The 12,584-nt window shown below is 62.6% G+C and carries 9 protein-coding genes; all 9 read right to left on the bottom strand.

Translation table 11 applies throughout. The annotated features are described in order from the left end of the window. Positions 1-40 precede the first annotated feature (40 nt). The 9 genes from HG718_RS15245 to HG718_RS15205 all read right to left on the bottom strand — a co-directional run bounded on the left by HG718_RS15245 (position 41) and on the right by HG718_RS15205 (position 12,501). Positions 41-1,303 carry a cytochrome P450 gene (locus HG718_RS15245; protein WP_027840239.1) on the bottom strand — a complete coding sequence of 421 codons (1,263 nt, stop codon included), beginning with the start codon at positions 1,301-1,303 and terminating at the stop codon, positions 41-43. Positions 1,304-1,615: 312 nt separating this feature from the next. Next, a complete protein-coding gene (locus tag HG718_RS15240; protein WP_160586459.1) occupies positions 1,616-2,881 on the bottom strand; it encodes a cytochrome P450 in 1,266 nt (421 codons plus the stop codon). 81 nt (positions 2,882-2,962) lie between these two features. After that, positions 2,963-3,151, bottom strand: a complete 189-nt coding sequence (locus HG718_RS15235) for a hypothetical protein (RefSeq protein ID WP_160586458.1) — start codon at positions 3,149-3,151, stop codon at positions 2,963-2,965. Further along, positions 3,151-3,909 carry a hypothetical protein gene (locus HG718_RS15230; RefSeq protein WP_160586457.1) on the bottom strand — a complete coding sequence of 253 codons (759 nt, stop codon included), beginning with the start codon at positions 3,907-3,909 and terminating at the stop codon, positions 3,151-3,153. The genes HG718_RS15235 and HG718_RS15230 overlap by 1 nt, the downstream gene beginning before the upstream one ends. Positions 3,910-4,070: 161 nt before the next feature. After that, on the bottom strand, positions 4,071-5,048 hold the full coding sequence (locus HG718_RS15225) for an NAD(P)H-dependent flavin oxidoreductase (RefSeq protein ID WP_027840235.1): 978 nt from the start codon (positions 5,046-5,048) through the stop codon (positions 4,071-4,073). A 137-nt stretch (positions 5,049-5,185) separates the two neighbouring features. Beyond that, positions 5,186-6,646: an efflux transporter outer membrane subunit gene (locus HG718_RS15220; RefSeq protein ID WP_205345612.1), complete on the bottom strand. Its 1,461-nt coding sequence runs from the start codon at positions 6,644-6,646 to the stop codon at positions 5,186-5,188. A gap of 168 nt (positions 6,647-6,814) precedes the next feature. Beyond that, a complete protein-coding gene (locus tag HG718_RS15215; protein ID WP_160586456.1) occupies positions 6,815-7,942 on the bottom strand; it encodes an acyl-CoA dehydrogenase family protein in 1,128 nt (375 codons plus the stop codon). A gap of 31 nt (positions 7,943-7,973) precedes the next feature. Further along, the gene (locus tag HG718_RS15210) at positions 7,974-9,182 is read right to left on the bottom strand and encodes an acyl-CoA dehydrogenase family protein (RefSeq protein WP_160586455.1); all 1,209 of its coding nucleotides are present in this window, start codon (positions 9,180-9,182) and stop codon (positions 7,974-7,976) included. A 13-nt stretch (positions 9,183-9,195) separates the two neighbouring features. Then, positions 9,196-12,501, bottom strand: coding sequence for a carboxyl transferase domain-containing protein (locus HG718_RS15205; protein ID WP_192928057.1), 3,306 nt, complete (start codon positions 12,499-12,501; stop codon positions 9,196-9,198). Between the last annotated feature and the right edge of the window lie 83 nt (positions 12,502-12,584).

The raw sequence follows: 12,584 nt of genomic DNA, 5'->3' as shown, positions 1-12,584 counted from the left end.
GTCTTCCCGCAGCGCCCTTTCCATTTCAGCATCGAGAGCTTCAGGCCGGGATGCGCACCGGCATATACTTGTAGCCCTTCACGAAGCAGCCCGGGGAGCGTTCCGGCTCTTCCATCACTTCGATCTTCGGGAAGCGCTTGAGGATTTCTTCCCACAGGATGCGGATCTGCAATTCGCCAAGGCGGTTGCCCACGCAACGGTGAATGCCGTAGCCGAACGACATCTGACGGCGGGCATTGTCGCGGTCGATGATCAGCTTGTCGGCATCATCAAACACGTCCGCGTCACGGTTGCCGGACACATACCACATGGCCACCTTGTCGCCCTTCTTGATCATCTGGCCGTTAAGCTCGATGTCTTCGAGCGCCGTGCGGCGCATGTGAGCCAGCGGCGTCTGCCAGCGGATGATTTCCGACACCATGTTCGGGATCAGGTCCGGGTTGGCGACCAGCTTGTCATACTCGCCCGGGAACTTGTTGAGGGCATAAAGACCGCCCGTCATCGAGTTGCGGGTGGTGTCGTTGCCGCCGACGATGAGCAGGATGATGTTCCCGAGATATTCCATCGGGTCCATGTTCTTGGTGCTCTCGCCCTTGGTCAGCATGGTGATCAGGTCATTGCCCTGCGTGTCCGAGTTGACCCGCTCGTTCCACAGATTGGTGAAGTATTCGAGGCAGGAGAGCATGTGGCCCTTCCACTCTTCCTCACCGCCTTCCAGTGTCTTGGAGTCGGTCGTCACCATGTCGGACCAGAAAGTCAGCTTGCGGCGCTCCTCGAACGGGAAATCGAACAGGGTCGCCAGCATCATGGTGGTGAGCTCGATCGACACATTGTCGACCCAGTCAAACACCTCACCGCGCGGCAGCGATTCAAGCACCTTGACGGTCCGCTCACGGATCAGCGGCTCCCAGTTCTTGAGGTTGTTCGGCGCCACGATCGGCTGCACCGTCTTGCGCTGCTCGTCATGCTTGGGCGGGTCCATGGCGATAAACATGGGCAGCTGGAAATCTTCCGGCCCGTCAAACAGCGTGATGCCGCCATGGGTCCAGTCAGACGAGAACACGTGGTGGTTGGTGTCGACCGCCATGATGTCTTCGTAGCGGGTCACCGACCAGTATTCGCCGAATTCCTCGTCATAGCCCTTATGCACCGGCGCTTCCTTACGCAGGCGCTCGAAATAGGGCCAGATCACGTCGTTCTGGAACAGATCGCGCTGGGCCGGATTGATATCCTTGAGCGGCATGCTCCAGGCGCGCTCGGTGTGATCGATATCCGGCGTGGTTTCGATGGCTGCTTGCGACATGAAATGTTCCTTCCGCTTGTCTTGCGTGGCCGGGCGGCATGCGGCCGATACGCCATGCAACAAGGCCGGACCCCGACGCGCGATGAGGCGTCGGCCCCGGCCTGCTCCCGTTTTAGGGATGCTTCCTAAAGACCACGATAACGCGAGGGAAATCAGCCTTCCAGATAAAAATGACGCCAGCGTCATTTTTATTGCGCCGCAATACTTCCTGGACGCTGGGCAAAAAGAAAGCGCGGCATCCCTGAACTCAAGGGATACCGCGCTTTTTTGGCGGGCTCATCTGAAGGCGAGCGCCGCCGGCCGGGGACCGCCTCAGGCGGGGATACGCACCGGCATGTAGGTGTAGCCCTTCACGAAGACGGACTTGGTGCGGGTCGGCTCTTCCAGAACCTCGATCTTCGGGAAGCGCTTGAGGATCTCTTCCCACAGGATCTTGATCTGCAGCTCGCCCAGGCGATTGCCCACGCAGCGATGGATGCCATAGCCGAACGACATCTGACGGCGCGCATTGGCGCGGTCGATGATCACCGTATCCGCGTCTTCAAACACATCCGCATCCCGGTTGCCCGAGACGTACCACATGGCAACCTTGTCGCCCTTCTTGATCATCTGGCCGTTGAGCTCGATGTCTTCCAGCGCCGTGCGGCGCATGTGGGCCAGCGGTGTCTGCCAGCGGATGATTTCCGACGACAGGTTCGGGATCAGGTCCGGGTTGGCGAGCAGCTTGTCATACTCACCGGCGAACTTGTTGAGCGCATAGACGCTGGCTGTCATCGAGTTGCGGGTGGTGTCGTTGCCGCCGACGATCAGCAGGATGATGTTCCCGAGATACTCCATCGGGTCCATGTTCTTGGTGCTGTCGCTATGCGTCATCATGGAGATGAGGTCATTGCCCGGCGTGTCCGAGTTGACGCGCTCATTCCATAGATTGGTGAAATATTCGAGGCACTCAAGCAGTTCTGCCCGCCACTGCTCATCGCTTTCCACGATGTCCGGATTGTTGCGGCCGGTCGCCACGTCGGACCAGCGGGTCAGCTTGCGGCGCTCCTCGAACGGGAAATCGAACAGCGTGGCCAGCATCATGGTAGTGAGTTCCACCGACACATTGTCCACCCAGTCGAATGCTTCCCCCCGCGGCAGCGAATCCAGCACATAGCCGGTGCGCTCGCGGATCAGGTCTTCCCAGTTCTTCAGGTTGTTGGGTGCCACGATGCCCTGCACGGCCTTGCGCTGGTCATCATGCTTGGGCGGGTCCATGGCAATGAACATGGGCAGCTGGAAATCGGAAATCTGGTCGAACAGCGTGATGCCGCCATGTTCCCAGCTCGACGAGAACACGTGGTGGTTGGTGTCCACCGCCATGATGTCCTCGTAGCGGGTCACCGACCAGTAATCACCGAAGTCAGGCGACGTCGCTTTATGCACCGGCGCGTCCTTACGAAGGCGCTCGAAATAGGGCCAGATCGCATCGGCCTGGAAAAGGTCCGGGTCGGCGATGTTCAGCTCTTCGAGCGGCATGGTGCGCGCACGCTCGACATGATCGATCTCAGGGGTGTCCTGAATGGCGGCCTGGGACATGGATGCACTTCCTTCCTTTACTGCGTGGGGCCCGATTAAGGGGAGAGGGCTACCGCACGGCGTGACGCCGCACCCCCTCCGTTATGTGCGGAAGGTGGTCACGGCTTGCCGCAACTGACTTGCGGCCATTTGCACGGATGGTAACGCAGGGGAAATGCCGGTTTCAATTGAAAATGACGCCAGCGTCACTTTTTGCTGCGGCGCAACACCTTTTTCCAGCCGAATGGCAAAACCCCAAAAAGCGCTGCTTTCCGGGGTTTTGCCGTACATCAGATGGCGAAAGACACTTGATTGAGAGAATATGCCGGACGGGCGATCTCCGAGAAGGCCCTTGGCCGGCTATCTGCAGTCTCGATGTCACCGCCGGCATCGCCGGCCATCACGGCAGCGACACGCAGGCCGTCAGAGACCTTGTAAAGGCGAAACTCAACATCATCCGAGCCTTCCGCCTTGTGCCAATCGGCGAGCGCCACAAGGCTCAGTTCCGAAGGATGATAGAGCGCAGTCACGTTGCGCAATGCAGGGGTACCGTCGACGGATGCGGGCATGGCCGCTGTCATGCCGATCACCACATCCCGGAGGCCATCGAGTTGCGCCCGGGTAAGGGCAACGTCAGCGCGGGCCTCGGACCCGGACGTGCAGATATCGATCTGGGAGGGGCGCAGCGCGACCGTACGCAGGAACGAGCCCGCTTCTCCCTGAGATTCGTAGGAAATGACAATGTGTTCGACCCGGCCGCGGGCCGTGGTCACGACGTCCACGATGGACCCGTCTACAGCCTGACCTGCGGCCGTGACCCGCGCGTCGCGCACCTCGGCAAGCGACAGGGAGCTGGGAAGGTAACACCCTTCTGCCAGCACCGGTGACTGGAAGGCAGCCACACCGGCTGCGGCGAAAAGCGTGCCGCCGATGACGCCGACCCTGCCCTCTCGCGAGGTCAGGATGGGGCGAACGCGGTCGCGAAGCTGTGCAACTCTCTGCCCCAGCGCGCTCGTCTTGAAATCGGATGTCCAGCCAGCCCAGTTCATGGTTTTCGCCCCGTTCGGGAAAGGGTCCTCTTGCCGTTGAAACTCGACAGGAAAACCGGGGCGGGGCCGGATGGTTCCGAATCAAAACACCCCGGGCCTGCACGGGCGGCAGGTCCGGGGTGCAAAATCGTGCGTCGTGCTGCCTTGCAGCAATGTACGCCTTACGCGGCGCGGAAGGTCTGCAGGCGCTTGGCGATGATTTCTTCCGCTTCGCCCATGATCCGGTCCATCAGTTCCTGACAGGTCGGAACGTCATGGATCAGGCCGGCGACCATGCCGCAGCTCCAGCCGCCCGCATCCATGTCGCCATCCTTCATGATCTTGGGATAGACGCCCGCAACTTCCTCGGCGATGTCGGCGAAGGACAGCTTGTCACCAAGCTCCTGCTCCTTCTGAAGCAGACGCTCGACCGCATCATTATTGAGGACCCGCTCCGTGTTGCGCAGCGGACGCATGATCAGGCGGGTATCGAGTTCCGAAGCCTCAATCAGCGCCTGCTTCACGTTCTCATGCACCGGTGCTTCCTTCGTCGCGATGAAACGGGTGCCCATGTTCATACCCTCGGCACCCAGCGCCATCGCTGCCACAAGGCTGCGCCCATCGGCCATGCCGCCGGACGCCACGAACGGGATTTTCAGCTCTTCGGCGGCACGGGGCAGCAGGATGAAGTTGGGAATGTCGTCTTCACCGGGATGACCGCCGCATTCGAAACCATCGACGCTCACAGCATCACAGCCAATGGATTCGGCCTTCAGCGAATGGCGGACGGAGGTGCATTTGTGGATCACCTTGATGCCCGCTTCCTTCAGCGTCGGCAGCCACTGGGCGGGATTGTTGCCCGCCGTCTCCACGGCTTTCACACCACTCTGCACGATGGCATCAACCAGACCCGGATAGTCAGGCGGCGTCACCGACGGCAGGAAAGTGAGGTTCACGCCGAACGGCTTGTCGGTCATGTCCTGGCAGCGCTTGATCTCCGCGGCGAGCTTTTCCGGCGTGCCCTGAGTCAGGCCGGTGATGATGCCAAGGCCGCCCGCATTGGACACCGCCGCTGCCATTTCGGCGAAACCGACAAAGTGCATGCCGCCCTGGATGATGGGATGCTCGATACCGAAGAGTTCTGTAATTCGCGTGCGCATGGTCGCCGCCCCGTGTGATGTTTGAAACAATTATGCGGCCACCCGGGACATGCACCCCGGGGCAGCCTCTCGGCCTGCATTGTGGCCATTCACACGCGAATTGCTAGTCAGTTTTAAAAATAAACTATGGCCGCGAGCTAGATACCCGCAGTTGAGATATCCGCTGCATCCCACGTACCACCGAGGGCACGGAACAGCTCGATCTGGAACTGGGTCGTGCTTGCCTGCGACTGGGCAAGGGTGATGTCCGCCTCGGCCAGCGTGCGCTCCGCGTCGAGCACGGTGATGAAGTCATCGGCGCCCAGCTCGTAGCGCTCGCGGGCCATCCGGGCCGACTGGGCAGCAACATCCCGCGCCTGCTTGAGCGCTGCCTGGCGCTCAAGCTCAGCGGCGTAGTTCTGCAGCGCCGTTTCCGTCTCCTGCAAGGCCACAAGCACGGCCTGATCAAACCGGGCCAGCGCCTCGGCCATCGTCGCTTCAGCGGCCCGGATACGGGCCCGTGCGGCGGTCTGGTTCGGAAACGACCATGAGATCAGCGGCCCGAAATTGAACCCGACTGCACCGTCTTCCTTGAGGCTGGCTACCTGCAGTGCCGTCACGTCGACGGAGCCACCAAGGGTAATGCGCGGATAAAGCTCTGCCGTCGCAACCCCCACCCGGGCCGCTGACGCTGCCAGCGTTTTTTCTGCTTCCTGCACGTCCGGACGGCGCGCAATGAGCCCCGCCCCGTCGCCCACCGGGATTGTTGACGCAACAATGGGGGAAGACATGCACTCCGCCGCAGCTTCCACCATCTCCGCAGGCGGTGTGCCGACAAGTGTCGCAAGGCGGAAGCGCGCATTTTCCCGCGCGGCCCTCAGGCGCGGCAGGCTGGCCCGCGTATTCTCTACGTTGACCCGAGCGCGGGCAATGTCGAGCGTTGTTCCCTGACCGCCTTCGGTCAGCTGACGCGTGAGATCTACCGTCCGGGCCTGCAGGTCGAGCGTGTTTTCTGTGACAGCGATCTGCTGGTTGGCAGCGCAGATATCCGCGTAAGCCCGCGCCGTCTCACCCGCCACGGTAATGCGGGCCGCCTGAAGTGACGCGGCAGCAGCCTCGGCATCAGCCCGCGCCGCATCGACGCCATTGCGCACACGGCCAAACAGGTCGATCTCGTAGGACAGGCTGAAACCCGAATTGTAGGTCAGGTCTTCGTCATTGCGCGGCGAGGTGACAATGCCCCTCTCGTCACGCTCATAGGTCACACCCGCCGAAATATCCGTGCTCGGAAAAAAGTCAGCCCGACTTTCACCAAGCGCTGCCAGCACCCGGTCGAGATTGGCCAGCGCCGCCTTGAGGTCGTTGTTCTGTTCGAGTGCGCGGGCGACATAGCCGTCAAGCTCGGCGTTGTCGTATAGGCGCCACCAGCGAGCATCGGGAGTGGACGCGTTTACCGGTGCCACCTCCGCAGTGACAAACTCCGCCTGGGCCTTGGGAGATTGAACCACCGGCGATTGTGGCACGTCTGGCGAGAAGGAGCAGGCGGCAAGGCCGACGGTCCCGAGCATCGCCAGAAGCTTTGCATTGAGCGGTTCCAGGGTCTGTCTGCGGCGCACCATCTGTCCAACACTCCGGCCGGTTTCCGGCCTTTTTCGGGGCGAATTCGTTCTGAAGTCTGACGGAAAAGGGTTAATGGCGGACTTACCAAACGCCCTCATACGGCCACGAAAAAGCCCGCCCCCTATTGGGGAGCGGGCCTCTTCGCCGAGCAAGTCAGCCTGGCTGGATCAGAACATCAGCTCCGCTAGCTTCTTGCGCTGATGCGCAGCATCGCCATGCAGCGCATCCCCCCAGAAGGCGCGGCGGCGATAAAGCTGGGCATCACAATCATAGGTGAAGCCGAAACCGCCATGGAACTGGATCGCGCGGTCGGCCGCAAAGCTCATGGCAGTCGCGGCCTGAGCCTTGGCCATGCGCGTCGCAATCTCGCCTTCGCCCTGTTCGCCGAAGCTGTGCGCGGCGGCATAAAGATGCGACCGCGCGGCTTCATATTCCAGCAGCGCATCCACCGCCGGATGCTTCAGCGCCTGATAGGACCCAATCAGCTTGCCGAACTGGGTACGGGTCTTGAGGTAGTCCACCGTGTAGTCAATGCAGCTGGCCGTGCCGCCGCACATCTCAGCCGCCGCGAGCAAGCTCGACACCATTTCAATGTGGGCAAGCGTCTGCGTCGCCGGCGCACTGCTCAGGAGGTTCGCGGCTGGCACGGTGACGCCATCAAGCTTCACCTTGTAGGAGCGGCGCGTCTCGTCGATCACCACTTCGCGGGTCAGCGCGTCGGCCCCCAGCGCTGATTTCGGCACCACGACAAGCGCTGCCTCGCCTTCAAGGGAAACCGAGACCGCCAGCCACTCAGCCACCGCAGCATCAGTCACCAGAAGCTTCGTGCCCTCAAGCTTCAATGTATCGCCGTCACGGGTGGCCGTGCAGGTGACGGCGGTGAGGTCCCAGTTGCCATCGGCTTCCATCAGGGCAACCGTCGCCGGGTTTCCGCCGCAGACGCCGGGAAGCAGGTCGTTCTTCTGGGCTTCCGTGCCGCCGAAGAGCACCGCCTGTGCCGCGATGGTGGTGGATACGAACGGGCCACCCATGAGGCTGCGACCCATCTGCTCAACCACCGGCACCACTTCGGCCATGGTGAGACCAACGCCGCCGAACTCTTCGGGCACCGCGATGGCAAGCCAGCCGAGTTCTGCCAACTCTGCCCACACGCCCGGGTCATGGCCCGTCTCGTCATCGATCAGGGCCCGAACCTTGTCGATGGGTGATTTTTCCCGTGCGAAACGCTGGGCAACTTCCAGCAGCTCCGCCTGCTCTTCCGAGAAGCCGATGCTTCCGCTGTTGTTGAATGTCATTTGTTGAACTCTTTGAAGGGGGGCTGCGCAATCAGGACTTGGGAAGTCCGAGCACATGCTCGCCGATAATGTTGTGCTGGATCTCGCTGGTGCCGCCGCCAATGGTGGCCGAGAACGAGTTGAGATAGCCGCGCTGCCAGATGCCCTGCTCAAGCGCATCGTCGTCGCCCACATAATAGGCCGCCCGCATGCCCTGAAGCCGTGTGGCGAAATCCGCCATACGCTTCATGAACTCGGTCGAGGCAAGCTTGGAAGACAGCGGGATCGAGAACGGACGGTCCTGCACCAGCGGCTGGATACGCCCGCGCTGGGACGACAGCCGCAAGGCGCGCGCCTCCATCAGCAGCGACACCATCTCGTCGCGGATCATCGGGTCATCCAGCGCCGGCTTGCCGTTGTATTTGGCGGTTTTTGCCAGCGCCACCACATCGGCAATGTCCGGATAGGTCATCACATAGCCGCCGGGCTGGCCGCCGCGGGCACCCCGCTCATATTCGAGCGTCCGCATGGCCACTTTCCAGCCTTCGCCCTCTTCGCCCATCAGGCAGTCCGCCGGAATGCGGGCATTGTTGAAGAAGGTTTGGGTAAACCCGTATTCGCCGGTCAACTTGCGGATCGGCACCGTCTCAACACCTTCAGCACCCATTGGCGCGAGGAAGAAGGACAGGCCCTTGTACTTTGTCGGCGCATCCGGATTAGTGCGCGCCAGCAGGATCATGTATTTGGCGAAATTGCCCTGGGTGGTCCAGATTTTCGACCCGTTGATGACCCACTCATCGCCGTCCCTGACGGCCTTGGTTTGCGCATTGCCTAGGTCGGACCCATGCTCCGGCTCGGAGAAGCCCTGGCACCAGATATCTTCCGCAGACAGAATGTTCTTAAGATAGCGCAGGCGCTCCTCCTCAGTGCCGGTGTCGAGGATCAGCGGCCCGGCCCAGTTGAGGCCGATGGCATTGAGCATGATCGGCCCGTTGGCGCGGCCCATCTCCTTGGTGGCGATGTCCTGGAACGCCTGATGCATGCCGCGCCCGCCATAGGCTTCCGGCCACGCCGCACCGAGATAGCCCGCGGACCACACCTTGTTCTGCCAGTCACGCAGGAAGTCGAACTGCTGCTGCGTGCCCACTTCCATGAAGGTCAGCGGCAGCATGAAGCCGGGATCGGCAACGGTGTTTTCTTCAAACCAGGCCCGCGCGTCGGCGCGGAACTCGTCCAGCTCCTGCTGGGTGGGGGTACTCATCGGCGTCGCCTCCTTACCATGTGTCCACGAAGTTGCGGCGCCGCGTTCTCAGCGCGGCATCCACCGGCACCGTCCGGATGCCGTTCACAATCCATTTGCGCGTGTCGATCGGGTCGATCACCGCGTCGATCTCATGCAGCGTCGAAACGCTCAGCGCCTTGCCATGCTCGTAATAGGCGGCAAGCAGCTTCTCAAAGAGCGCGTCCCGCGCTTCGGGGCCTTCAGCAGCGGCAAGCTCCTTGGCATAGCCCAGCCGCACCGCGCCCTCGAGGCCCATGCCGCCATATTCACCCGTCGGCCAGGAGACGAGGAACACCGGCGATGTGAAGCTGCCGCCCGCCATCGCCTGCGCCCCAAGCCCGTAGCCCTTGCGGAGGCACACCATGAACAGCGGCACCGAAATGCTCGCACCGGTCACCAGCATGGAGGACGCCCGACGCACCGTCGCCAGTTCCTCATGGTCCGGCCCCACCATGAAGCCCGGCGTGTCACACAGGGAGATGAGCGGAATGCCGAACGCGTCACACAGCTGCATGAACCGACCGGCTTTCTCAGATGCTTCCGCGTCAATCGCCCCGCCGAGATGATGCGGGTCATTGGCGAACAGGCCGAAGGGCTTGCCTTCGATACGCACAAACGCCGTGATCATCCCGCGACCATAGCCGCGCCGCAGTTCCAACACCGAACCTTCGTCGGCGATGAGATCTATCGCGTCGCGCATGTCATAGACGCGCTTGCGGTCCTCCGGCACCACATGCCGCAGCCGCCGCTGGTCCGCGCAGGTCCAATCCGCAACCGAACCCTGAAAGTATGACAATAGCTGCTTGGCCTGCGCCACGCCGTGTGCTTCGTCATCTGCAACGAGGTCGACCACGCCATTATTGGCCTGCACATCGATGGGGCCGACTTCGTCAGGCTTATAGACACCAAGCCCGCCGCCTTCGATCATCGCCGGACCGCCCATGCCGATGGCGCTGGACTTGGTGGCGATCGTCACGTCCGAACAACCGAACAGAACGGCATTGCCCGCAAAGCAGCGGCCATTGTTGATGGCGATGCGCGGCGCGGCACCGGATGACTTAGCATAGGTGGCGAAAGTCTCGACATCGAGGCCCGTCGCCGAAACATTGCGCACATCCGTGTCGCCCGGCCGTCCGCCGCCGCCTTCGGTAAAGAAGACGATGGGCACATGCCACTTGTCGGCCAACTCCAGCACGCGGTCCGTCTTCTTGTGATTGAAGTAACCCTGCGTGCCGGCCAGCACGGTGTAGTCATAGGCCAGCACGGCGGCACGGCTGGTGGTCTCGTCGAACGTCCCGCCATTGATGGCGCCAAAGCCCGCAACCATGCCGTCGCCCGGCGTGTTGGCGATCAGGTCATCCAGCTCGCGGCGATTGCGCTGGGCGGCCAGCACCATCTGCCCATACTCCATGAACGACCCGTCGTCGCACAGATCCGCCACGTTCTCGCGTGCAGTGCGGAAGCCGAGCTTGTGCCGCTTCTCGACCGCAGCCTTGCGCTGATGGTCGAGGGTCTTGTCGATACGGTCGAGCAGTTCCTGCAAATCCGGCCGAATGTGATCAAGGTCAACCTCGGCGACCACAGCGTCTGCATCCGCTGCACTGTCACTGGGCTCGATGAACAGCACAGCAGCCCCTTCATCCAGCACCACGCCTGGCTCCGCAGCAACAAGCCGCACCCGGCCCGCCCGCGGCGCGGTCACGCCATGCTGCATCTTCATGGCTTCCAGCACCGCCACTTCCTGCCCGGCGGTCACCTCGTCGCCGTCTGTCACCAGAACCGAAACCAGCAGCCCCTGGAGCGGCGCAACGGCCCCTACCGTGCCGTCTGGTGCCTCGATGCGAGGCCCGTGCTGCGGCGCGGATGCAGCGGCTGTGTCAGCAACCCGCAGCAGCCCGTCATCCCGTGCTGCAGCCTCCACCAGCGACGCCCCTTCCCGCTCGATGAAGCGGGTATCCACATCCCAGTCGGCAAGTCGCGAATCCGCCAGCATGGCCCGCAGGAAAGACTGGTTGGTGTCAACGCCGCTGATGGCGCACTCGCCCAGCGCCCGATGCGCCTGGCGCATGAGCGCCGGCCAGTCCTGATCACCCCGGCGGATGATCAGCTTGGCCAGCAGCGAGTCGAATTGCGGGTTGGTCGCGTAGCCGGCAAAACCATGACTATCGACACGAATGCCCGGACCGCTGGCCATGTCGAACCGCGTGAGTGTGCCGCCCGCCGGGCGCACGCTGCCATCCGCCTGCATGACCTCCGTATTGATCCGGAGCTGGATAGCCGAAGCACGCGGCACCGGCAGGTCCGTGACGCCGCACGCATCAAGACGCGCGCCCGAGGCCAGCCGCAGCTGAACATCAACAAGGTCGAGCCCGGTGATTTCCTCGGTGATGGTGTGCTCCACCTGAATGCGCGGGTTGCACTCGATGAAGAAGAAAGGCTGCGTGTCGCCCGGCTGGCTGGCATCGACCAGAAACTCGATGGTCCCAAGGCCGCGATAGCCGCCCGCCTTGCCCAGCGCCACGGCAGCATCAAGGATGCCCTGCCGAACTTTCGGCGCGAGTGCCGGCGCAGGCGCCACCTCGATCAGCTTCTGGTGGCGGCGCTGCAGGGTGCAGTCGCGCTCCCACAGATGCACGACATCCGTGCCGTCCCCGACGATCTGCACCTCGATATGGCGCGCAGACGCCAGATAGCGCTCCATATAGACAGAGCCATCGCCAAAAGCGCTCTTGGCCTCGGCGCTCGCCTGAGCAAAAGCATCGGCGACCTCGTCCGCAGACTGAACGATGCGCATCCCGCGCCCGCCGCCCCCGGCAACCGCCTTGAAGATGCCGGGCGCGCCACCCAGCGTGTCCAGGAAGCTGCGTGCATCAGCCACGTCCGCCAGCACCGGCGAGCCTTCGATCACCGGCAGGCCGTTGGCCACCGCCAGATCACGCGCGGCGACCTTGTCGCCCAGGCGCGTGAGCGTTTCAGGCGCAGGCCCCACAAAAACAATGCCGGCCGCCGCACACGCCGACGCCAGGTCCGCGCTTTCACTCAGAAGGCCATAGCCCGGATGCAGCGCGTCACATTTGTGGGTGCGTGCGACTTCAACAAGCGCTGCCGGGTCAAGATAGGCCGCCACGCCCGCGCCCGGCAGCTGCACAGCCTCATCGGCAAGCTGAGTGTGCAGGGCGCCTGCATCATCCGGCGAATAAACCGCCACTGTCGAAAGCCCGCGCGCCGCCGCGCTGCGGATGACGCGCACAGCGATTTCGCCGCGATTGGCGATGAGAAGTCTGGAAATGGCTGTCAATTTTCCGTCCCGGAAACAAACTTATGATTTTTTCGCGCGCATACTGACAGGGCCGCCGGGCGATCAAAAGAGTCCATTTCAGG

This window comes from Pyruvatibacter mobilis, from assembly GCF_012848855.1.
GTDB classification, from domain to species: domain Bacteria; phylum Pseudomonadota; class Alphaproteobacteria; order CGMCC-115125; family CGMCC-115125; genus Pyruvatibacter; species Pyruvatibacter mobilis.
The sequence above is the reverse complement of the archived record's forward strand: the minus strand, read 5'-3'. Positions and strand labels throughout refer to the sequence as shown.